Here is a 19,867-nt window from a genome sequence, read left to right on the forward strand (position 1 = left end):
CGCGCCGGCGCCCGGCTCAGGCGTCGGCGTCGAGCTGGGCGCGGATCAGCGCCACCGCTTCGTCGAGGTGCTGGAAGGCGTGATCGCCGCCGTCCCAGACCCGCACCCGGGCGCCGGCGCCGCACTCGCCATAGAGACGTTCGGCGATGCGATGGTCGATGACCTCGTCGCCGCGGTCGAGGAAGACCGTGGTCGGGACCCCGTCGCAGGGCTGCTCGACGGCATAGCGCCGGGTCTGTTCGGTCTGCTCGCGACTGACCTGATAGCGCTCGCCGTCTGCGGTGGTCAGGGTCTGGCCGGCATAGTCGTCGAAGAAGGCCCAGGGGGTGAGCGCGGGGTTGATCAGATAGAGGTGCGAGAAGCGGAAGCGGCGCGCCAGATACTGACCGTAGAAGCCCCCCATCGAGCTGCCGACGACCGCCGGGGAGGGATGGTCGAGCCCGGCGAAGAAGCGCTCGAGGGTGGCGATTGCGGCATCGGGGCGATGGGCCGGGTAGTCGATCGCCCGCACCGGGTGGGGGGCGAGGTGTTCGCGCAGGAAACCGGCCTTGAACGAGCGGCTGGAGCTGTTGAGGCCGTGGAGATAGACGAGCATGGCGGGGTGGTTCCGGGTCGGGGTCAGCGGATGGTGGGCGGGCTCTGGCGTTCGTCGGCGGTCGGGCCGAAGAAGGTCTGGCGGAACTGGGCGCAGCGCTCGATGTACTCGCGCGTGCTCTTGGGCATGGGCACGCGGGCGCGGACGATGAAGCGGACCAGCTCGGCCCCTTCGCACAGCAGCCGCGATCCCTCGAGCGCCTCGCGGATGGCCAGGGTGCCGGCATTCGTCGGGAGCTGGGGCTCGAGTTCGCAGAGTCGGTCGCTGGCGACGGCGAAGGCGGGCCAGACGTCGAAGATGGTCGGGTCGGTGCGCAGGATCTCGCACTTGCGCTTGGCCGTCTCGGCCAGGGCATCGACCGGCGCGGCGATCTCGGGGAGCTGACGACTGGCGGCGAAGCCATCCTTGATCGCCCCGGCGATGCGGTCGATGTCGCGCATGGTCATGGCAATCTTGACATAGCGGCTCTCGTAGAAGGCGGCGATCGGCATCGAGAAGGCCTTGAAGGGCTCGCCCCAGAGTTCGTCGATCCCCTCGTCGCCGCCGCGATGACGGACGATCTTGCCGAGTTCGAGCGCCTCGAGCAGATACTGTCCGCACTCGCGCATCAGGCTGTTGTCGGGGCCGATCTCCACCCCGGTGGCCTGGAGCTCGACGAGACAGCTGAAGATGTCGGCGGCGCGGTTGAACAGGGCGCCGGCGAGCATTGCGCCGTTGACCCGCTTGCGCTCCGGATGGCATTCGGCGGCATAGGCCGCGCGCGCCTCGTCGAGCCGGGCGCCGGGGATGTTGATGCCGTGCTCGACGTGGTTGAACAGCCTGCGAGTCAGCGCCTGGATCAGCTGGCGCTTGGTCTCGAGGGTGTCGGCGGGTGGTTCGTAGTACTTGATCCAGTACCCGTCGTAGTGCACCCGGGTGTCGCCGTCGATCTTGCGTCTGGTGCCGTTGGCGATGGTCTGGGACATACGTCGCTGGGATCGAAATGACCGGAATGGGGCGCAGTGTAGAGAAGAGCTTGCGCGCCGTCAGCCCTTGCCGAGTCTAGACTGATGCCATGGGGCGGCAATCGGGTTCGCTACCGCTGCCGGGCCGCCTGGATCCATGCTGTCGAGAGAGCATCAATGCAACATAGGGACAAGGTCGCGGCCATCTTCATGGGGCTGTTCGTCTGGGGGTTCGCCGGTGCGCTGTTCGGTGCGCTGTTCGCGGGCCTGTATCAATTGCTGGTCGGGTTGGGGATTGCGGGCTGGCTGCCGCTGCTGATCGCCGCCACCATTGCCGCCACCACCACCTCGGCCTTCTACAGCGCCATGCCGGTGGCCCTGGCCGGGGCCATGGCCGGGGTGCTGGCCTCGATCGCCTATCTGATCGCCACCGGGCATCAGGTCGAGCTGCCCTTGATCGCCGGCCTTGCCGGTCTCGCCGGGGTGCTGGCCGGCGGTTTCTATGCCTGGGCCATCAGCAGCGGTGCCCGCCCCCTGGCGCAGACCTTCAGCGGTCTGCTCGCCGGTCTGCTCGCCGGGACGGTGCTGGCGCTGCTCCTCGGGCTGAGCGGGATCGAGGTCGGGATGTTCACGCTCGCCGCCGGGGTCGTGGCGCTGGTCGGCTCGATCTATCAGTTCTCGGTGCGTCGGTTGGCGCATGCCGCCGACTGGCTGCCGGGCGGGCTGTCGGCGCCAGTGGTGGCGGGCTTGATCGCCGCGGTGGTCGGCGCCAGTGTGTGGATCGTCGGCGGTACCACCGCCGGGCTGCATGCCGCGCCCGGCGCGGCCTTCGAGGCGATTCTCGCTGAGGTCCCGGCGGGTCTGCTCGGCGGCGCGCTCGGTGGCGCGCTCACCGGTCTGCTGCTGGAGTCGCTCGGTATCGATCTGCAGGCGATCGCTTGAGCGCCTGCCTCGGGAACGAATCGGGCACTTATGGGCTAGGCTCAGGTCTACAACCCTGGTTGCTGAATGGTTGTATTGGTTCCACTTTCTTGCATCTCGTTGATGAGGAGGTCTTCATCATGTTGTATGTCCTGCTACTCCTGGCCGTCGGGATCGTCATCGGCTGGAACTGGCCGCAGCCGCAGTGGGCGCGTGATTTCCAGGCGCGCGTGGTTGGCACGGTGCGCTCGCTCACCGGCAAGGCCAGGTAGGACGCGCGGTGCGCTGAGGAGCCAACCGCGCGTCACTGGACGCGCGGTTGGCCCCGGGCGGCTTCAATCGGTGGGGTGGGACGGCTAGACTGCCGATGCCGGTGGGTCACTCGATCCACGCATACATCCATCCAGTTCATCCGAACCGCGAGGGAATCCATGCGCAGTATTCCAAAACGTCTCGCCCTGATCTCCGCGATCCTCTGTCTGGCGGTGCTGAGCGCCCCGCTGCATGCCGCGCCCTTCAACGTCCAGCGCGGCCAGATCGCGCTCCAGGAACTCGGCTATGCCCCCGGCCCGGCGGACGGGATCTACGGCCCGGCCACCCGCTCGGCGATCAAGCGCTTCCAGCGTCATCACGGGCTGGCGGTCACCGGGCGCTTCAACCAGGCCACGGTGGCGCGGCTGCGTCATCTGATGCAACGACGACACATGCGTCGTTGATCGTCCTTCTGTGAGGTGTTGTCCCATGTCCATCCGATTCGGTGCAGCGGCGCTGTGCCTGCTCGCTTCATTCCTCTCGGCCGGTTGCGCCACCCAACCCGGGCGCGCCACCACCGGCGGCGCGCTGATGGGGGCGGCCACCGGCGCTGCGATCGGCTCGTTGAGCGCCGACGCCGGCAAGGGTGCGTTGATCGGTGCCGGTGCCGGCGCGCTCGGCGGCTATCTGATCGATGCCGAGAACGCCTCGCGCCGTCCGCCGCCCTCGCGCTATGGGCCGCGCCCCTATCAGGGGCAGCCCTGTCCGCCGGGGCTGGCGCTGGGGCGTGGCGGGCGCTGCGTGCGTTACTAGGGGATGGAGCGTTTCGCCCTGGCGCGGGTCGCGCTCGCGGCCCAGACGTTGCAGTCACGGCTCGGGATCGCCGAGCTCGCCGACTGCTGCGCCAGCATCGACCGGGTGCTCTGGCATGATGGCGCCGAGGGCGAGCTCTACTGTCTGTGGGGCCAGTTCCTGGTGCGTCGCGAGTGTCTTCGTGGCGGTGTGCGCTTCGCCCTGCCGGAGTGCCCCAATGCGCTGGCCTGGACCCTGACCGAGACGATCGATGGCGGTGCGGTGATGATCCACTGCACCATCGCGCGGCACGACCCCGAGCCGGAGTTCGTCGAGTCGATCGAGACCTTCGTCGAGGACTGGCGCATCGGGCTGGAGCGCTGTTTCGGCTGAACGCCCGAGGCTCGGCTCAGAGCACCTCGAGCGCGCGGACCAGGGCCTCGAGTTCGGGGTCTTCGGCGAGCGCGCCCTCCCAGACCCGGTAGCGTCGCTGGGTCGCCCCCTCGCCGATGCTCAACTCGACGATGAACCCCGAGGTGTCGGTCGGCGCCGGACGTTCGTCGGGTGCGCCGAGGGCGCTCGTCAGCCGTTGCAGACGCGCACGCTGTGTCTCGTCGAGACAGCCCCGACGCGGGGCGTGGCTGGTGTAGTCACCGTTCTCGATGCGGTAGTCGCCAGTGGCGTCGATACGGATCTCGACGGCATAGTCGTCCTGGCCGATCATGCGGTAATGCAGGGGTTCCAGCGGCATGGCGGGATCTCCGTGGCGGCGTTGCCGATTCCGGCCCGACGGCTGTCCGGCCGGTCCTGCGTTCAGCATAGTGCAGTGGCCGGTCGCGGCCCGCTTGCTTTTGGGCGCGCCGCTTGGCACCCTCGATTCGAGATGGGCGCCGTGGTGTCGGCGTCAGTGGGCGATGTCACCTGCATCGTGCAGGTTGCCCGCCCCGCTGGCCGGGGGTGAGAGCCCCTGCGCGCACCGTGGCTGGGCGCGCTCGCGCATCCGCGTTGCCGGTCACGACCGGGGGCGGTCGGCCAGGCGCCCGTGAAATCCGGACTCCCGCACCCCAGGTCGTCAGATATCGATGTCACGCCCCGAGGAACTCCCCCGCCGGATCGGTCGGGCGATGCTGCTGGCCGCCTGGGTCGTCGCGCTCGGGCTGTTGGCGTGGCTGTTCGATGATCTGCTCGATCGCGATCGAGCACCGCCGCTGCGGGTGTTCGTCGCCCCCGACGGGGTGCCGAGCGTGGTGCTCGAGCGCAATCGCGCCGGGCACTATGTCGCCGACGGTCGGATCGACGGCGAGCCGGTGCGATTCCTGGTCGATACCGGCGCCACCGATGTCGCCCTGCCGCTGGCACTGGCGCGCCGCCTGGGCCTGGAGTTGCGTCCCGGCGGGATCAGCCGCACCGCCAACGGCGAGGTGCGGGTATGGCGCACGCGGCTGGCGCGCGTCGAGCTCGGGGGGCTGATCGCCCATGACGTGCGCGCCGCCGTACTGCCGAACATGCCGGGGGATGAGGTGCTGCTGGGGATGAGCTTTCTCGAGCGCCTCGAACTCGTCCAGCGCGGCGAGACCCTGACCCTGAGGCCTGCGTCGGGCTGATCCCCTACGCCCCCTGTTGCCGAGGCGTCGCCGTCAGTGGCGACGTGTTCGTTCGCGCGTCGGTCGGAGAGCCCGGCGCCGGCAGCGCGAGCTGCAAGAAATCCGGGGCCGCGCGCTTGGCGCGCCGGCCCCGATCCCTGATGTCGAGCGCCCCATGAGGGGGCGCGGACTGGTCTTTTCCATCGAGATGACACCGTGAGCCAGAAACCACCCCTGATCGTTTCGGAAACCGATTTCGAGCGTCTGCAGCGATTGCTCGATACCCTGCCTGCCGATGGCGTCCCGGGACGCGACAACCTCGAGGAGGAGCTCGAACGCGCCGAGATCGTCGCTTCGGAGCAGGTGCCCGCAAACGTGGTGACCATGAACTCCCGGGTGCGGGTGCGGGTCTCGTCCTCCGACGAGACCTTCGTGCTGACCCTGGTCTATCCCAAGGACGTCGACCCCGAGGGCGGCACCGTCTCCATCCTCGCGCCGGTCGGCAGCGCGCTGCTCGGGCTCGCCGAGGGCGCCGAGATCGACTGGCCGCGTCCCGGTGGCACGCTGATGCGGGTGTGCATCGAGGAGGTCCTCTATCAGCCCGAGCGCAGCGGCGAGTATCACCGCTGAGGGTGGCCACGCCTCGCCTGGGTTACACTCCGGCCGTCTCCGCCGCGCGCGAGACGTCGCCGGGGTTCGCCCAGGCGGGCCCGGATACCGGCGAGACCGCCGTCTCCTCTCCCCAGTTCGTCCAGGGACATGCCCGTGATGAAACCTTCGCTCCGCCCCGTCACCCTGCCGCCGTCGCTGCGCCGTCGCTTCGGCTCGTTGCTGCTGCTGGCCGCGGCGCTGACCCTGGTCGCCCTGGTCGGGACTCAGCTCGGCCAGCGCCATAACCCCAATCCGCGTCCGGTCGCCTATCTCGGTAGCGACGGCGTGCCCGCGGTGGTGCTCGAGCCCAACCAGGTCGATCAGTACGTCGCCACCGGGCAGATCAACGGCCATCCGGTCGACTTCCTCGTCGATACCGGCTCGGCTGATGTCGCCATGCCCTACCTGCTCGCCCAGCGTCTCGGCCTGAGGCTGAGGAGCGGCGGTTACAGCAAGACCGGTAACGGCAACGTGGCGACCTGGCACGCAACCCTCGAACGGGTCGACGTCGGCGGGTTGGCGGTCACCAACGTCAAGGCCACGGTGCTGCCCAACATGCAGGGCGAGGAGGCGCTGCTCGGCATGTCCTATCTCAAGCACATGGAGGTGGTGCTGCGCGACGGCACCCTGTCGCTGCGTCCCCTGGGCGGGGACTGAGCGCTGTCGCGCCCCGTCCGCTCAGTGGTGACCGTCGAGCAGCCGGCGCTTCATCCGCTTGAGTCCGAGCCAGGCGGCACCGACCACGATCGGCACCGAGAGCCCCATGCCGAGGGTCGCGTCGATCGGTAGCAGCCCCTGGGCCTCCAGACCCTTGAGGGCATAGCCGACCAGGCCGACGCCGTAGTAGCCGATGGCGATCACCGACAGCCCCTCGACCGTCTCCTGCAGCCTGAGCTGGATCCGGGCGCGCCGGTCCATCGATTCGAGCAGCCCGCGGTTCTGGTGCTGCAGGTCGACCTCGACACGCGCGCGCAGCAGGCTCGCCAGCCGTGCGGCGCGCTTGGCCAGGTCCTGTTGCCGCTCGCGGGTGGAGTCGCAGGTGGCGATCGCCGGGGCCAGCCGCGCCTCGAGGAACTCGGTGAAGGTCTGCAGCCCTTCGATACGACGCTGACGCAGCTGTTCGAGCCGCTGCTGGACGATGCGGTAGTAGGCGCGCGAGGCCTCGAAGCGATAGATGGTGCGCGCGGCGACGGTCTCGATCTCGGTGGCCAGGGTGGTGAGCTCGGCGAGCAGTTCGCTCTCGCTGGCGCCGCGGTCGTGGTCATTGCCCTCGGTCATGCGCGCGGCCAGCGCCACCAGGCGGCGCTCGGCCTCGCTCAGCGCGCGCGTGGCCTCGCGTGCCGCCGGCAGCCCGAGCAGCGCCATCGCGCGGTAGGCATCGACCTCGAGGATGCGCTTGGCCAGGCGCCCGGCCTGGTTCTCCGACAGCCCGCAGTCACGCAGCAGGATGCGTGAATAGCCGTCGCTGTGGATGCGCAGGTCCGACCAGGCGCGGCTCGAACCACCGACCACCTCGGAGCCGATGAAGGGGTTGCCCTCGAACAGCGCCAGCAGCTCGTTGCTGCCGCGCTCGGGCATCTCGCACGACTCCAGCGCCAGCGCGGTGGCGGTGACCACCTGTCCCGGGATCTCGCGCAGCCAGTCCTGTGGCAGCTCGTTGATCAGCGGGTCGGTGAAGGGGTGGTTGAAGCGTTCGTGACGGCTGAAGGTATAGGTCACGAACTCGGTATGGCGCTCCCAGCGCAGCCACAGCCCGCCGCCGAGATCGACCGCATAGTACTGCCCGACCTGCTCGGGGCGACGCACGCCGAAATGATCGAGCAGTCGCAGCAGGTGCTCGGCATTGGCCCCGCTGCGTCGCTCGCCACAGACCGCGGCAAGGTGGAAGACGCGTGCAGGGGAAGGCAGCGGGTCGAAGGTGCGCGCGTGCAGCTCGGCGGTGACCGAATGACGCAGCGGGTGTTCCTTGAAGGCCGGGGACATCGATTGAAACAGGCTCGTTGTTGACACGGGTGCTCAGAGTAGCGGAAAAGGATGACCGGCGCGCGTGGGCGAGGTTCCGTCGCCCGCCTGGCAAAATCGGATGGGTGCCCGGACAATGGGTGTCCGATAGCGTTCGCGAAGGCCCTTGGTGGCTGGCGGGCGCGCCGCTCAAGAACGACGACGACTCACCATGTCCGAACCAACTGAGGAGACCGGTGTCGGCGAGGCCCGGACCCTGCGCGACTCGCTCGAGCAGATGCGCGAGCAGGCTGCGCGCGAGATCGACCGCCTCAACCGTCGCCTGGTGGCGCGCGAGCAGGCCGTCGAGGACAGCGTGGCCTCCGAGACCGAGCGCCTGGCGCTGCAGCAGGAGCTGACCCTGTTGCGCCAGACGCTGGGCGTGAAGGAGCAGGCGCTGGCGCGGATCACCGACGAGTGCCAGCGGCTCGAGGACCTGCTCGAGGATCGCAATCTCGCCTTCGACGGGTTGCAGCAGGCCTTCGAGCAACGCGACAGCTCGCTGCGCGAGACCCAGCGTGAGCTCGAACGCATGCGTCAGGAGATGGCCTGGCTGCAGAAACGTGCCTATGGTGCGCCACTCTCGCCGCCCCCGGCTGCGGCCTCACCGCCGTCGCCCCGTGCAGCCCCAGCCCGTGCAGCCCCAGCCCGTGCGGCGGCGCCGCCGCGCCCACCGGTCTCGTCGCCGTCGCCGTCGTTGGCGTACGTACGGGGGCAGCGCGAGGGACGGCTGGTCATCGGTCTGGTACTGGTGGTGCTGGTGCTGATCAGCCTCGCGGTCTTCCTGCCGCAGTTGCGTGTCTGGTTCTCGGCGATGTCGCTCTCCGATGGACCGGCCGAGCTGATCTGGGCCGAGCCGCCGGAGCCGGCCACATCGTCCCCGGCAGCGCCCGCGCCGCCGCCGACCGTGACCGCGCGCCCCTTGATCCCGGCCACTGCGCCGCCGCGCGCCGAGCAGATGCCGCTGCTGCTGCGCGACCGGTTGGCCGACGGCGCCTTTGGTCCCGAGCTGGTGGAGCTGCCCGGGGGCAGCTTCCGCATGGGCTACAACTCGCTCGCCCGCACCGACCACATGCCCGCGCACCAGGTGAGGGTGGACGCCTTCCTGATCGGCGCCTACGAGGTCACCTTCGCCGACTACGATCGCTTCGCCCGCGCCAGCGGACGTCCCTTGCCGGACGATTACGGCTGGGGGCGTGGCGACCGGCCGGTGGTCGGGGTGAGCTGGGAGGATGCGAGCGCCTATGTTGCCTGGCTCTCGCGCGCGAGCGGTCATCGCTACCGGCTGCCCTCCGAGGCCGAGTGGGAGTATGCCGCCCGCGCCGGCGGGACGGGGTCCTACTGGTGGGGGTTCGGCAAGGAGCCGGGGCGTGCGGTTTGTTTCGATTGCGGCAGCGAGTGGGATCGACGCTCCAGCGCCCCGATCGGCAGCCTGCGGGCCAACCCCTTCGGTCTGTTCGATACCGCCGGTAATGTCATGGAATGGGTTGCCGACTGTTATGTCTTCGGCTATCAGGATGCACCCGTCGACGGCAGTCCCCGGGTCGACGGTGGTTGTACCGAGCGTGTCGCCCGCGGTGGCTCCTTCAGCCAGCCGTCGACGGCGATCCGCACCTATGCGCGCCAGCACTTCCCGCCGCGGACCCAGCTCAACATGCTCGGTTTCCGGGTCGCCCGTGACCCCTGAGTCCGGTTCGCGGGTGCTTGCCGTCGGTGTGGCCACGCTCGATCTGATCAACGAGGTCGCCGACTATCCGCCCGAGGATGCCGAGGTGCGCGCCCTGGCGCAGCGTCGGGCGCGTGGTGGCAATGCCACCAATACCCTGGCGGTGCTGGCCCAGCTCGGGTGGCGCTGTGCCTGGAGCGGTACCCTGGCCGACGATGCCGGGGGACGCTTCATCGCCGCCGATCTGGCGCGGCGCGGGATCGCGCTCGCCGCGGTGGAACGGGTCGCCGGGGCCGCCACCCCGACCTCCTACGTCACCCTCAGCCGTGCTTCCGGCAGTCGCACCATCGTCCATCATCGCGATCTTCCCGAGCTCGATGCCGCAGGCTTCGCCCGCGTCGGACTCGACGGGTTCGACTGGGTGCACTTCGAGGGCCGCAACCCCGCCGAGACCGCCGAGATGATGCGCCGGGTGCGGCGACTGCGTCCGCGGGCGCGGATCTCGGTCGAGCTGGAGAAAGCGCGTCCCGGGATCGAGTCGCTGGCCGCGCTGGCCGACCTGGTGCTGGTCGGGCGCGATCATGCGCGCGCCGGTGGTGGCAAGACGCCGGCGCGGGCGCTCGCGACCTTGGCACCGCTGGCGCCACAGGCTTGCTGGGTGCTCGGCTGGGGCGAGGGCGGTGCCTGGAGCCGGGTGCCCGGCGCCGCCCCGCGTCATCATCCGGCCTGGCCGCTGGCGCGGGTGGTCGACAGCCTGGGCGCGGGCGATTGTCTCAACGCCGGGGTGATCGACGGCCTGCTGCGTGGGCTCGAGCTGGCGGAGGCGAGCGCGCGGGCGGTGCGGCTGGCCGGGTTCAAGTGCGCCCGGCCCGGTCTCGACGACCTGATCGATGCGGCGCTCGCGACCGCCGGCGTGCTCGACTGAACCCTGGGCCGGCTCAGGGGGATGGGTTGGGCCAGCGGGTCTGGATCGCCTCGATCTCGGCGAGCAGTGCGGCGTCGAGCGTGATCTCGAGGCTGCCGAGGTTGTGCTCGAGCTGCTCGAGCGTGGTGGCGCCGAGGATGGTGCTGGAGACGAAAGGACGGGTGTTGACCCAGGCCAGCGCCATCTGCGCCGGGTCGAGACCGTGGCGACGGGCGAGGGCGACGTACTCGGCGGTGGCCGCTTCGGCCTGGGGGTTGTTGTAGCGCTTGAAGCGCGAGAAGCGCGTGATTCGCGCCCCGGCCGGGCGCTGGCCGTCGAGATACTTGCCCGAGAGTACGCCGAAGGCCAGCGGCGAGTAGGCGAGCAGACCGCAGTCCTCGCGCAGTGCGACCTCCGCGAGGCCGATCTCGAAGGTGCGGTTGAGCAGGTTGTAGGGGTTCTGGATGCTCGCCACCCGGGGCAGACCGTGCTGCTCGGCCAGGGTCAGGGCGTGCATCAGCCCCCAGGGGGTCTCGTTGGAGAGGCCGACATGGCGGATCTTGCCGGCGCGCACCAGCTCGGCGAGCGCCTCCAGGCTCTCGTGCAGCGGCACGCTGTCGTCGATCTCGGTGGGGCTGTAGCCGAGCCGACCGAAGAAGTTGGTCTGACGATCCGGCCAGTGCAGCTGGTAGAGATCGATCACCTCGGTTTGCAGGCGGCGCAGGCTGCCCTCGATCGCGCTGGCGATGTTGTGCCGGTCGAGCCGCCGGGTCAGATGCGGCAGCCAGTCGGCAGGACCGGCGACCTTGGTGGCGAGCACCATCTCGTCGCGACAGCCGCGCTGTCTGAGCCAGTTGCCGATATAGGTCTCGGTGCGCCCCTGGGTCTCGCCGCGGGGCGGGACCGGATAGACCTCGGCGGTATCGATGAGGTTGATCCCGGCGGCGCGGGCGCGGTCGAGCTGGGCGTGCGCCTCGGTCTCGCTGTTCTGCTCGCCGAAGGTCATGGTGCCGAGACAGAGTGCGCTGACCTCGAGGTCGGTGCGGCCGAGTCGTCTGTAGTGCATCTGGGTCTCCTGTGACCGCTGCGAAGTGGTGATCGCACCATCTTAGCAACCCCTCCAAACCGGACGGGTTAGGCCCGCTGTGCCGTGCTAGTCTTGCGAGCCTGCGCCGGCCCCTGGTGTTCGTGGGCCCGGCCCGACATCCTGATCTCGCAATCATCATACGGAGTACATGCATGCGCTGGTTCGGTACGGCCGTCGCCGGCGGTCTCGGGTTGGTGTTCGGCGGTCCGCTCGGTGCCCTGTTCGGCGCCGCGCTCGGGCGTGGCGTCGATCGTGGCTGGAGCGCCAAGGGGGGAGAGCGGCTCACCCTGGAGCAGCGTTCGCGTATCCAGCAGCGCTTCTTCGAGGCCGGGTTCCGTGTCATGGGGCATGTGGCCAAGGCCGATGGCCGGGTGAGCAAGGCCGAGATCGCCTATGCCGAATCGGTGATGACCCGGATGGGATTGGGCGCGCCTCAGCGCCAGAGCGCGATCGCGCTGTTCGGCGCCGGCAAGGCGCCGGAGTTCGCGCTGGCGCCCGAGATCGCGGCGCTGCACGAGGTCGCCGCCGGTCAGGGGCCGATGCTGCATCTGCTGCTCGAGGTGGCGCTGTCGATGGCCTATGTCGACGGTCCGCCCTCGCGCGCGCAGCGCGCCGCGCTCGAGACCATCCGGCGCGGGCTCGAGGTCTCCAACGGCGCCTATCGACGCATCGAGCTGCTGGTCTCGCTGCAGCGTCGGGTCCGCGATGCCGGTGGCGACAGCTCCGCCGGGCCTGGCGCGGCGCCGCGGCGCGAGCTGCCGCTCTCACGCGCCTATGCCGTGCTCGGCCTCCGCGCCCGGGCGAGCGACGCCGAGGTCAAGCATGCCTATCGCCGGTTGATGAGTCAGCACCACCCCGACAAGCTGGTCTCGCAGGGGGTGAGCGAGGCGCAGATCCGCGCCGCCTCGCAGAAGACCCAGGAGATCCGCCGCGCCTACGAGACCATCACCCGCGCCCGCGGGTGAGTGCCGCCGCTTGGCGCTTGCCAGCCGCCAGGAAGTTTGAACCGCAAAGGGCGCGAAGGGATTCAAGCCATCAGCCATCAGCCATCAGCCATCAGCCATCAGCCGCCAGCCGCCAGCCGCCAGCCGCCAGCCGCCAGCCGCCAGCCGGGAGGATTGAACCGCCAAGCCGCAAAGAGCGCAAAGGTGTTCAAGTTGTCAGCGACCAGCGGCCAGTGGTCGCTGGTCGCTGACACCGGCGCCAAGGTGATGGCAGGCCGTGCTGCTGCCGAGGACGCACACCCACTGGTGACTGGAGCCTGGTCGCTGGAGGCTCTACCTTTCCTTTGCGTGCTTTGCGGCTTTGCGGTTCGAATCAGCTTCCAGCGATCAGCATCCAGCCTCCAGTAGGCGAGGCTGGTGTGCATGATCGGCGATTGACGGGCAAGACGGTATCTTGGCGGTTCAATCTCCTGTTCGCTGTTCGCTGTTCGCTGTTCGCTGTTCGCTGTTCGCTGGCGCCGGCCTGTCATTGCACCCGTGTGCGGGCTCTGCCTATACTCGGGCGCTCTAAGGAGATGACCAACGGCGGTACTGTAGGATGAGCGGTAGAGCGAAAGGGTACGGTTTGATCGGTGCGCTGGCGCTGCTGTGTGGAGGCCAGGCGCTCGCCGCCGGACTCGATCAGGCACTCGGTGGCATGGACTGGAACGATGACCGCCCGGCGGGCTTCGAGGTGCTGCACCAGGAGCGTTTCCAGGGCCGCGAGTTCACCCTCTGTGTCGATCCCTCCGCCGCCCCCACGGTCGGCGATGTGCGCTTCGATCAACGCATCTACCGCTTCGTCGATGGTCGTCTGGCGGCGATCTCCTTCATCAAGGAGGACGCCGGGCTCGACTGGTATCGCGCCAGTCGCGATCAGCTCGAATCGACCCTCGGTGCGCCCAGTCAGGTGCTCGACAACCCCATGCTCGAGTTCTATCAGACCTATTGGCGCGACGCCCACAGCATGGGCTCGCTCGAGTGGGAGGAGGGCGACGCCGAGTATGACGAGGCGCCGGGCGTGTCCTTCACGCTGTCGCCGCCGCTGGGGCTCTGAGGCCGCGCGACGCGCGCATCGATCCAGTCCGCGCCCTACCCGGGGCGCGACGCCGAAAAAACGAATCCAGGGGGACCTAGCCATGACTCGAGACCTGATTGCGCCATCGATCCTCTCGGCCGACTTCGCCCGGCTCGGCGAGGAGGTCGATCAGGTGCTGGCCGCCGGCGCCGACATCGTTCACTTCGATGTCATGGACAACCATTACGTGCCCAACCTCACCATCGGCCCGCTGGTGTGCGAGGCGCTGCGCAAGCACGGGGTCGAGGCCCCGATCGACGTGCACCTGATGGTCAAGCCGGTCGATCGCATCATCCCCGACTTCGCCGCCGCCGGGGCGAGCTACATCACCTTCCACCCCGAGGCCAGCGAGCACGTCGACCGCAGCCTGCAGCTGATCCGCGACCAGGGCTGCAAGTCGGGGCTGGTGTTCAACCCGGCCACGCCGCTGAGCTATCTCGACTATGTGATGGACAAGGTCGACATGGTGTTGCTGATGTCGGTCAACCCCGGCTTCGGTGGCCAGAGCTTCATCCCCGCGACCCTCGACAAGCTGCGCGAGGCGCGCCGTCGCATCGATGCCAGCGGTCGTGACATCCGTCTCGAGATCGACGGCGGGGTCAAGGTCGACAACATCGCCGAGATCAAGGCCGCCGGCGCCGACACCTTCGTCTCCGGTTCCGGCATCTTCGGCAAGGGCCGCGTCGAGGACCCCAACCGCTACGACACCATCATCGGCCAGATGCGCGAGGCGCTGGCCGGGGCGGGGCGCTGATGACCGCCGCCGCCTCGCTCCTCCGCCCGCAGATGGTGCTCTGCGATCTCGACGGCACCCTGGTCGACAGCGTCCCCGACCTCGCCTACTGCGTCGATACCATGCTGGCGCGTCTGGGCCGTGCGCCCTGTGGCGAGGCGGCAGTGCGCAACTGGGTCGGCAACGGGCTCGAGCGGCTGGTGCGCCGCGCCCTGGTCGGCGCGCTCGATGGCGAGCCCGATGCGAGCGAGTTCGACCGCGCTTATCCGATCTTCCTCGAACTCTATGCCGAGTACACCTTCGAGCGCGCCGCGCTCTATCCCGGGGTGCGCGAGGGGCTGGATTTCCTCAAGGCGGCCGGTTATCCGCTCGGGTTGGTGACCAACAAGGCGGCGCGCTTCACCGGGCCGCTGCTGCGTCATCTCGGGCTCTACGAGGACTTTGGCATCATCATCAGCGGCGATACCCTGCCGGCGTGCAAGCCCGATCCGTTACCGCTGCAGCATGCGGCGCGTCATTTCGGCGCCGACCCGGCCGCCTCGCTGATGGTCGGCGACTCGGTGAGCGATGTGCGTGCTGCACGAGCGGCAAAATTCGGTATTATTTGCACCAGCTATGGGTACAATCACGGCCAGGACATCCGCGACAGCGGTCCCGACGCGGTCATCGACTCGCTGACCGAATTGACCGGGATACTGGCCCCGTCCCGCTGAGCGCGGGGCGACGACACGGCAAACGGACTCTGACACATCATGTGGATCGACGCGGCTCGAGTGACGGTAGGGTGGCGATGGCGACGCTAAGTCGCCTTCGTCTGACCCCTATCGTCCAAACTCAGCCGTCAGGAGATCCACATGACTCCCGAGACCTTTTGTGCCCTCGCCGAGCAGGGCTATAACCGCATTCCGCTCGTCAGCGAGGTCCTCGCCGACCTCGAGACCCCGCTGAGCGTCTATCTCAAGCTCGCCGCCGGCGCCAACTCCTATCTCTTCGAGTCCGTCCAGGGCGGCGAGAAATGGGGACGCTACTCGATCATCGGCCTGCCCTGTCGCACCCTGCTGCGGGTGCGTGGTCACGAGGTCAGCCTGGAGCGCGACGGCGCCGTGATCGAGTCGCACCAGGTCGCCGACCCGCTGGCCTGGATCGAGTCCTATCAGGCGCGTTTCGAGGCCTTCGACGTCGAGGGGCTGCCGCGTTTCACCGGCGGTCTGGTGGGCTATTTCGGTTACGACACCATCCGCTATATCGAGCCCCGGCTCGGCGACTCGCCCAATCCCGATCAGCTCGACACCCCGGACATCCTGCTGATGGTCTCCGACGAGGTGGTGGTGTTCGACAACCTCAGCGGTCGGCTCTATATCGTCCTCCACCTCGACCCCACCGCGGGCGACACCCTGGAGTCGGGGCAGGCGCGGATCAACGCGCTCACCGAGCGCATGTGTCGACCGCTGGTGCCGCACCACAGCGGCGAGCGCCGCCAGGTCGACGAGAGCGACTTCGTCTCCGGCTTCACCGAGCAGGGCTTCAAGGACGCGGTCGAGCGGACCAAGGACTATATCCTTGCCGGCGACTGCATGCAGGTGGTGCTCTCGCAGCGTCTGTCGATCCCCTTCAAGGCCCCGCCGCTCGATCTCTATCGCGCACTGCGCGGGCTCAATCCCTCGCCCTACATGTACTTCCTCGACTTCGGCGAGTTCCAGATCGTCGGCTCCTCGCCGGAGATCCTCACCCGGCTGGAGGAAGAGGAGGTGACCGTGCGCCCGATCGCCGGGACGCGCAAGCGCGGCGCCAACGAGGCCGAGGACCAGGCGCTCGAACGCGACCTGCTGAGTGACCCCAAGGAGCTGGCCGAGCACCTGATGCTGATCGACCTCGGGCGCAACGACGCCGGCCGGGTCTCGGAGATCGGCAGCGTGCGCCTCACCGACAAGATGGTGATCGAGCGCTACTCGCACGTCATGCACATCGTCTCCAACGTCACCGGGCGGTTGCGCGAGGGGATGAGCGCGATCGACGTGCTGCGCGCGACCTTCCCCGCGGGCACCGTCTCCGGCGCGCCGAAGATCCGCGCCATGGAGATCATCGACGAACTCGAACCGGTCAAGCGCGGGATCTACTCCGGCGCGGTGGGCTATCTCTCCTGGAACGGCAACATGGATACCGCCATCGCCATCCGTACCGCGGTGATTCGCGACGGGACCCTGCACATCCAGGCCGGCGCCGGCATCGTCGCCGACTCCCAGCCCGAGCTGGAGTGGCAGGAGACCATGAACAAGGGGCGCGCCATCTTCCGCGCGGTGAGTGCCGCCGAGATGGGCATCGATCGTTACGGCTGCGGGCTGAAGGGGGAATGACCATGTTGCTGATGCTCGACAACTACGACTCCTTTACCTACAACCTGGTGCAGTATTTCGGTGAACTCGGCGCCGAGGTGCGGGTGGTGCGCAACGACGAGTGCACGGTCGACGAGGTGGTGGCGATGCGCCCCGAGCGCATCGTCATCTCCCCCGGACCCTGCACCCCCAACGAGGCGGGGATCTCGATGGCGCTGATCGACGCCATGGCCGGGCGGGTGCCGATCCTCGGCGTCTGTCTCGGTCACCAGTCGATCGGTCAGGTGTTCGGCGCGCGCATCGTCCGCGCCCGCGAGGTGATGCACGGCAAGACCTCGCCGGTGTACCACCGCGCCTGCGGGGTGTTCGCCGGGCTCGCCGACCCCTTCGTGGCGACCCGCTATCACTCGCTGGTGATCGACCCCGAGAGCCTCCCCGAGTGTCTCGAGGTGACCGCCTGGACGCAGACCGAGGACGGCGCGCTCGATGCAATCATGGGGGTGCGACACCGCACCCTGCCGATCCAGGGGGTGCAGTTCCATCCGGAGTCGATCCTCAGCGATCACGGTCACGACCTGCTGCGTAACTTCATCGAGGATCGGGACTGATGGACATCAAGGACGCCATTGCACACTGTATCGAGCGACGTGACCTCGACGACGCGCAGATGCGCGCGGTGATGCACACCATCATGACCGGGGGGGCGAGCGCGGCACAGATCGCCGGCTTCCTGGTCGCGCTGCGGATGAAGGGCGAGTCGGTCACCGAGATCGCCGCCGCCGCGGCGGTGATGCGCGATCTCGCCGCCGGGGTCGAGCTCGACGGTCTCGATCATGCCGTCGACATCGTCGGCACCGGGGGCGACGCCTCGGGGACCTTCAACGTCTCCACCACCAGCATGTTCGTCGCCGCCGCCGCCGGTTGCCGGGTGGCCAAGCACGGCAACCGCTCGGTGTCGAGCAAGTCCGGCGCGGCCGACGTGCTCGAGGCCGCCGGGGTACGTCTCGATCTCAGTCCGGCGGAGGTGGCGCGCTGTGTCCACGAGGTCGGGGTGGGCTTCATGTTCGCCCCGGGGCATCACAGCGCGATGAAGCACGCGGTCGAGCCGCGTCGCGCGCTCGGGGTGCGCACCCTGTTCAACGTGCTCGGTCCGCTGACCAATCCGGCACGGGTCTCCAACCAGGTGCTCGGGGTGTTCGCCGAGCACCTGCTCGAACCCCTGGCCGAGGTGTTGCGCCGGCTCGGCAGCCGTCATGTGATGGTGGTGCACGCGCGCGACGGGCTCGACGAGATCAGCATCGGCGAGCGCACCGACATCGCCGAGCTGCGCGACGGTGAGATTCATCGCTACAGCGTGCGCCCGGAGGACTTCGGATTGACCCGCGCCGCACTCGAGCAGGTGCGGGTGTCGGGACCGGAGGAGAGTCTGCGGGTGTTGCGCGGGGTGCTCGACGGCGAGCCGGGCGCGGCGCGCGAGATGGTGCTGCTCAATGCCGGCGCGGCGATCTATGTCGCCGGGCGGGCGCCTTCGTTGGCGGCGGGGGTGGGGCGCGCCGCCGAGGTGATCGACAGCGGCGAGGCGCGTCGCCGGCTCGATCGACTGTGCGCCCTGACCGGCGGTCTCGAAGCCGCGCTGGCCACGACTTGAGGACGAAGAGATGCGAGAGACCCCGGATATCCTGAAGAAGATCGTCCACCGCAAGGCCGAGGAGGTGAGCGCGCGCGCCGCGCGTCGCCCGCTCGCCGAGTTGCGCGCCGCCGCCGCCGAGCAATCCCCGGTGCGCGGTTTCGCGCAGGCGCTGCGCGCGCGTGTCGCCGCCGGCGACCCGGCGGTGATCGCCGAGGTGAAGAAGGCCAGCCCGAGCAAGGGGGTGCTGCGCGAGCACTTCGTCCCGGCCGAGATCGCCGCGCGCTACGCCGCCGCCGGCGCCGCCTGTCTCTCGGTGCTCACCGACGCCGACTTCTTCCAGGGCAGCGAGACCTATCTGCGCGAGGCGCGCGCGGCCTGCGCGCTGCCGGTGATCCGCAAGGACTTCATCATCGACCCCTATCAGGTCGTCGAGGCGCGTGCCATCGGCGCCGACGCCATCCTGTTGATCGCCGCCTGTCTCGACGACGCCCAGCTCCGCGATCTCGGCGCCCTGGCCGTCGAGCTTGGGCTCGACGTGCTCGTCGAGGTCCACGACGGCGAGGAGCTCGATCGCGCCCTGGCCTGTCCCGGTGAGCTGATCGGTATCAACAACCGCGATCTGCGCAGCTTCGAGGTCAGTCTCGAGACCACCCTGGGACTGCTCGACCGGGTACCCGAAGAGCGACTGCTGGTGACCGAGAGCGGGATCCTGGCGCGTGCCGATGTCACCCGGATGCGCGGGCACGGGGTCAATGCCTTCCTCGTCGGCGAGGCCTTCATGCGCGCCGAGGACCCCGGCGCCGCGCTGCACGCCCTGTTCTTCGCCGACTAGACCCCGGCGCCGCACCGCGCTGCCGAGAGGACGCGGCGGCGGTCGGGTCCTCGTCCCGCATCATCCCCGAGCCCGTGCGTGCACGATCGCACCGACGGCGCGCGGGGGCGAGTCCGTGAGTCGTGATCGGGGGAGATGCGCCGCGAGCGTGCCGCCGGGCGTGATGCGCCGACCGGGGGGCTGTGGCCGGCGTGGTCCGGGGTTCAGCGGGTGCCGAACACCACGATGGTCTTGCCCTTGACGCTGACCAGCCCCTGCTCCTCGAGGTTCTTGAGCACCCGGCCCGCCATCTCGCGCGAGCAGCCGACGATGCGTCCGAGCTCCTGACGGGTGACGCGGATCTGCATCCCGTCGGGGTGGGTCATGGCGTCGGGCTGCTTGCAGAGATCCAGCAGTGTTCCGGCGATGCGCCCGGTGACGTCGAGGAAGGCCAGATGGCTGACCTTGCGACTGGTCTGGCGCAGCCGGGTGGAGAGCTGGTAGCCGACGCTGTAGAGGAAGTCCTTGGCATAGACCTTGAACTCGTTCTCGAGCAGCCGGTCGAGGCGCTGATAGGTGATCTCGGCGACCTTGCACTTGGTGCGGGTGCGCACGATCACGCTGCGCGTGTTCTGCGGCACGAACAGCCCCATCTCGCCGATGAACTCGCCCTTGTTGATATAGGCGAGCATGATCGTGCGCCGCTCGTCGGCGTCATCGATCAATGCGGCAGCCGACCCCTCGATCAGATAGTAGAGGCTTTCCGCTGGCTGGCCCTGGCGGATGAAGTCCACGTTCTTGTCGTAGGTCTTGGTATGACACTGCGACAGGAAGGGCTGCAGCCAGGGCGGGTCCTTTTTCGGTGGTGTCAGAATGCTCATGCGAAGCTTGCCAGAGCGCCTT

The 19,867-nt window shown here is 68.9% G+C and carries 24 protein-coding genes; 18 read left to right on the forward strand and 6 right to left on the reverse strand.

All coding sequences use genetic code 11. The annotated features are described in order from the left end of the window. Positions 1-16: 16 nt before the first annotated feature. Together EDC29_RS05715 and EDC29_RS05720 are read right to left on the reverse strand one after the other, a co-directional pair. Entirely contained in the window at positions 17-595 is a 579-nt protein-coding gene (locus tag EDC29_RS05715; RefSeq protein ID WP_123139565.1) for a YqiA/YcfP family alpha/beta fold hydrolase, read from the reverse strand. A 23-nt stretch (positions 596-618) separates the two neighbouring features. After that, positions 619-1,560 (reverse strand): hypothetical protein, encoded by a 942-nt coding sequence (locus tag EDC29_RS05720; RefSeq protein WP_123139564.1) that lies wholly within the window; start codon positions 1,558-1,560, stop codon positions 619-621. 156 nt (positions 1,561-1,716) lie between these two features. Between EDC29_RS05720 and EDC29_RS05725 the strand changes: the two genes are divergently transcribed. The 5 genes from EDC29_RS05725 to EDC29_RS05740 all read left to right on the forward strand — a co-directional run bounded on the left by EDC29_RS05725 (position 1,717) and on the right by EDC29_RS05740 (position 3,897). Continuing rightward, positions 1,717-2,481 carry a spermidine synthase gene (locus EDC29_RS05725; RefSeq protein ID WP_123143412.1) on the forward strand — a complete coding sequence of 255 codons (765 nt, stop codon included), beginning with the start codon at positions 1,717-1,719 and terminating at the stop codon, positions 2,479-2,481. 119 nt (positions 2,482-2,600) lie between these two features. Next, the gene (locus EDC29_RS17610; RefSeq protein WP_255419405.1) at positions 2,601-2,732 is read left to right on the forward strand and encodes a hypothetical protein; all 132 of its coding nucleotides are present in this window, start codon (positions 2,601-2,603) and stop codon (positions 2,730-2,732) included. Positions 2,733-2,891: 159 nt separating this feature from the next. Continuing rightward, positions 2,892-3,176: a peptidoglycan-binding domain-containing protein gene (locus EDC29_RS05730; RefSeq protein ID WP_123143411.1), complete on the forward strand. Its 285-nt coding sequence runs from the start codon at positions 2,892-2,894 to the stop codon at positions 3,174-3,176. Between the two features lie 25 nt (positions 3,177-3,201). Continuing rightward, positions 3,202-3,525, forward strand: coding sequence for a YMGG-like glycine zipper-containing protein (locus EDC29_RS05735; protein WP_005224516.1), 324 nt, complete (start codon positions 3,202-3,204; stop codon positions 3,523-3,525). Between the two features lie 3 nt (positions 3,526-3,528). Continuing rightward, positions 3,529-3,897, forward strand: coding sequence for a hypothetical protein (locus EDC29_RS05740; protein ID WP_132228970.1), 369 nt, complete (start codon positions 3,529-3,531; stop codon positions 3,895-3,897). Positions 3,898-3,913: 16 nt separating this feature from the next. Here EDC29_RS05740 and EDC29_RS05745 read toward each other — a convergent pair whose 3' ends face one another. Next, positions 3,914-4,255 (reverse strand): hypothetical protein, encoded by a 342-nt coding sequence (locus tag EDC29_RS05745; protein WP_123143409.1) that lies wholly within the window; start codon positions 4,253-4,255, stop codon positions 3,914-3,916. A 331-nt stretch (positions 4,256-4,586) separates the two neighbouring features. On the opposite strand from EDC29_RS05745, the gene EDC29_RS05750 reads away from it, so the two are divergent. The 3 genes from EDC29_RS05750 to EDC29_RS05760 all read left to right on the forward strand — a co-directional run bounded on the left by EDC29_RS05750 (position 4,587) and on the right by EDC29_RS05760 (position 6,395). Next, positions 4,587-5,108 (forward strand): retropepsin-like aspartic protease family protein, encoded by a 522-nt coding sequence (locus EDC29_RS05750; protein WP_132228972.1) that lies wholly within the window; start codon positions 4,587-4,589, stop codon positions 5,106-5,108. Between the two features lie 195 nt (positions 5,109-5,303). Beyond that, positions 5,304-5,717, forward strand: coding sequence for a nucleoside diphosphate kinase regulator (gene rnk, locus EDC29_RS05755; RefSeq protein WP_062273124.1), 414 nt, complete (start codon positions 5,304-5,306; stop codon positions 5,715-5,717). Positions 5,718-5,855: 138 nt separating this feature from the next. Continuing rightward, positions 5,856-6,395: a retropepsin-like aspartic protease family protein gene (locus EDC29_RS05760; protein WP_123142513.1), complete on the forward strand. Its 540-nt coding sequence runs from the start codon at positions 5,856-5,858 to the stop codon at positions 6,393-6,395. Between the two features lie 21 nt (positions 6,396-6,416). Here the strand turns inward: EDC29_RS05760 and EDC29_RS05765 are convergent, their stop codons facing one another. Continuing rightward, the gene (locus tag EDC29_RS05765) at positions 6,417-7,721 is read right to left on the reverse strand and encodes a DUF3422 family protein (RefSeq protein ID WP_123139556.1); all 1,305 of its coding nucleotides are present in this window, start codon (positions 7,719-7,721) and stop codon (positions 6,417-6,419) included. A 190-nt stretch (positions 7,722-7,911) separates the two neighbouring features. Between EDC29_RS05765 and EDC29_RS05770 the strand changes: the two genes are divergently transcribed. Together EDC29_RS05770 and EDC29_RS05775 are read left to right on the forward strand one after the other, a co-directional pair. Beyond that, a complete protein-coding gene (locus tag EDC29_RS05770) occupies positions 7,912-9,426 on the forward strand; it encodes a formylglycine-generating enzyme family protein (RefSeq protein ID WP_132228974.1) in 1,515 nt (504 codons plus the stop codon). Beyond that, the gene (locus EDC29_RS05775; protein WP_243695632.1) at positions 9,416-10,330 is read left to right on the forward strand and encodes a PfkB family carbohydrate kinase; all 915 of its coding nucleotides are present in this window, start codon (positions 9,416-9,418) and stop codon (positions 10,328-10,330) included. The genes EDC29_RS05770 and EDC29_RS05775 overlap by 11 nt, the downstream gene beginning before the upstream one ends. A 13-nt stretch (positions 10,331-10,343) precedes the next feature. Here EDC29_RS05775 and EDC29_RS05780 read toward each other — a convergent pair whose 3' ends face one another. Beyond that, a complete protein-coding gene (locus tag EDC29_RS05780; RefSeq protein ID WP_132228976.1) occupies positions 10,344-11,375 on the reverse strand; it encodes an NADP(H)-dependent aldo-keto reductase in 1,032 nt (343 codons plus the stop codon). 173 nt (positions 11,376-11,548) lie between these two features. On the opposite strand from EDC29_RS05780, the gene djlA reads away from it, so the two are divergent. The 8 genes from djlA to trpC all read left to right on the forward strand — a co-directional run bounded on the left by djlA (position 11,549) and on the right by trpC (position 18,985). Further along, positions 11,549-12,361 (forward strand): co-chaperone DjlA, encoded by an 813-nt coding sequence (gene djlA, locus EDC29_RS05785; protein ID WP_123142517.1) that lies wholly within the window; start codon positions 11,549-11,551, stop codon positions 12,359-12,361. A 577-nt stretch (positions 12,362-12,938) separates the two neighbouring features. Next, positions 12,939-13,436 (forward strand): hypothetical protein, encoded by a 498-nt coding sequence (locus EDC29_RS05790; RefSeq protein ID WP_132228978.1) that lies wholly within the window; start codon positions 12,939-12,941, stop codon positions 13,434-13,436. 82 nt (positions 13,437-13,518) lie between these two features. Next, positions 13,519-14,211: a ribulose-phosphate 3-epimerase gene (gene rpe / locus EDC29_RS05795; protein ID WP_123139550.1), complete on the forward strand. Its 693-nt coding sequence runs from the start codon at positions 13,519-13,521 to the stop codon at positions 14,209-14,211. Then, entirely contained in the window at positions 14,211-14,903 is a 693-nt protein-coding gene (locus EDC29_RS05800) for a phosphoglycolate phosphatase (protein WP_123139549.1), read from the forward strand. The genes rpe and EDC29_RS05800 overlap by 1 nt, the downstream gene beginning before the upstream one ends. Before the next feature lie 141 nt (positions 14,904-15,044). Next, a complete protein-coding gene (gene trpE / locus EDC29_RS05805) occupies positions 15,045-16,544 on the forward strand; it encodes an anthranilate synthase component I (RefSeq protein WP_123139548.1) in 1,500 nt (499 codons plus the stop codon). A 2-nt stretch (positions 16,545-16,546) separates the two neighbouring features. Next, positions 16,547-17,131 (forward strand): anthranilate synthase component II, encoded by a 585-nt coding sequence (locus tag EDC29_RS05810; protein WP_123139547.1) that lies wholly within the window; start codon positions 16,547-16,549, stop codon positions 17,129-17,131. Next, positions 17,131-18,171 (forward strand): anthranilate phosphoribosyltransferase, encoded by a 1,041-nt coding sequence (gene trpD, locus EDC29_RS05815; RefSeq protein WP_123139546.1) that lies wholly within the window; start codon positions 17,131-17,133, stop codon positions 18,169-18,171. The genes EDC29_RS05810 and trpD overlap by 1 nt, the downstream gene beginning before the upstream one ends. A 10-nt stretch (positions 18,172-18,181) precedes the next feature. Further along, positions 18,182-18,985 carry an indole-3-glycerol phosphate synthase TrpC gene (gene trpC / locus EDC29_RS05820; protein ID WP_132228980.1) on the forward strand — a complete coding sequence of 268 codons (804 nt, stop codon included), beginning with the start codon at positions 18,182-18,184 and terminating at the stop codon, positions 18,983-18,985. A gap of 203 nt (positions 18,986-19,188) precedes the next feature. Here trpC and crp read toward each other — a convergent pair whose 3' ends face one another. Further along, the gene (crp, locus tag EDC29_RS05825) at positions 19,189-19,845 is read right to left on the reverse strand and encodes a cAMP-activated global transcriptional regulator CRP (RefSeq protein ID WP_005224498.1); all 657 of its coding nucleotides are present in this window, start codon (positions 19,843-19,845) and stop codon (positions 19,189-19,191) included. Positions 19,846-19,867: the final 22 nt, after the last annotated feature.

Source organism: Marichromatium gracile (assembly GCF_004343155.1).
Lineage (GTDB): Bacteria > Pseudomonadota > Gammaproteobacteria > Chromatiales > Chromatiaceae > Marichromatium > Marichromatium gracile.

Coding starts and splice junctions, on each gene's coding strand:
- EDC29_RS05715 (WP_123139565.1), bottom strand. CDS start 595: ATGCTCGTCTATCTCCACGGCCTCAACAGCTCCAGCCGCTCGTTCAAG.
- EDC29_RS05720 (WP_123139564.1), bottom strand. CDS start 1,560: ATGTCCCAGACCATCGCCAACGGCACCAGACGCAAGATCGACGGCGAC.
- EDC29_RS05725 (WP_123143412.1), top strand. CDS start 1,717: ATGCAACATAGGGACAAGGTCGCGGCCATCTTCATGGGGCTGTTCGTC.
- EDC29_RS17610 (WP_255419405.1), top strand. CDS start 2,601: ATGTTGTATGTCCTGCTACTCCTGGCCGTCGGGATCGTCATCGGCTGG.
- EDC29_RS05730 (WP_123143411.1), top strand. CDS start 2,892: ATGCGCAGTATTCCAAAACGTCTCGCCCTGATCTCCGCGATCCTCTGT.
- EDC29_RS05735 (WP_005224516.1), top strand. CDS start 3,202: ATGTCCATCCGATTCGGTGCAGCGGCGCTGTGCCTGCTCGCTTCATTC.
- EDC29_RS05740 (WP_132228970.1), top strand. CDS start 3,529: ATGGAGCGTTTCGCCCTGGCGCGGGTCGCGCTCGCGGCCCAGACGTTG.
- EDC29_RS05745 (WP_123143409.1), bottom strand. CDS start 4,255: ATGCCGCTGGAACCCCTGCATTACCGCATGATCGGCCAGGACGACTAT.
- EDC29_RS05750 (WP_132228972.1), top strand. CDS start 4,587: ATGTCACGCCCCGAGGAACTCCCCCGCCGGATCGGTCGGGCGATGCTG.
- EDC29_RS05760 (WP_123142513.1), top strand. CDS start 5,856: ATGAAACCTTCGCTCCGCCCCGTCACCCTGCCGCCGTCGCTGCGCCGT.
- EDC29_RS05765 (WP_123139556.1), bottom strand. CDS start 7,721: ATGTCCCCGGCCTTCAAGGAACACCCGCTGCGTCATTCGGTCACCGCC.
- EDC29_RS05770 (WP_132228974.1), top strand. CDS start 7,912: ATGTCCGAACCAACTGAGGAGACCGGTGTCGGCGAGGCCCGGACCCTG.
- EDC29_RS05780 (WP_132228976.1), bottom strand. CDS start 11,375: ATGCACTACAGACGACTCGGCCGCACCGACCTCGAGGTCAGCGCACTC.
- djlA (WP_123142517.1), top strand. CDS start 11,549: ATGCGCTGGTTCGGTACGGCCGTCGCCGGCGGTCTCGGGTTGGTGTTC.
- EDC29_RS05790 (WP_132228978.1), top strand. CDS start 12,939: ATGAGCGGTAGAGCGAAAGGGTACGGTTTGATCGGTGCGCTGGCGCTG.
- rpe (WP_123139550.1), top strand. CDS start 13,519: ATGACTCGAGACCTGATTGCGCCATCGATCCTCTCGGCCGACTTCGCC.
- EDC29_RS05800 (WP_123139549.1), top strand. CDS start 14,211: ATGACCGCCGCCGCCTCGCTCCTCCGCCCGCAGATGGTGCTCTGCGAT.
- trpE (WP_123139548.1), top strand. CDS start 15,045: ATGACTCCCGAGACCTTTTGTGCCCTCGCCGAGCAGGGCTATAACCGC.
- EDC29_RS05810 (WP_123139547.1), top strand. CDS start 16,547: ATGTTGCTGATGCTCGACAACTACGACTCCTTTACCTACAACCTGGTG.
- trpD (WP_123139546.1), top strand. CDS start 17,131: ATGGACATCAAGGACGCCATTGCACACTGTATCGAGCGACGTGACCTC.
- trpC (WP_132228980.1), top strand. CDS start 18,182: ATGCGAGAGACCCCGGATATCCTGAAGAAGATCGTCCACCGCAAGGCC.
- crp (WP_005224498.1), bottom strand. CDS start 19,845: ATGAGCATTCTGACACCACCGAAAAAGGACCCGCCCTGGCTGCAGCCC.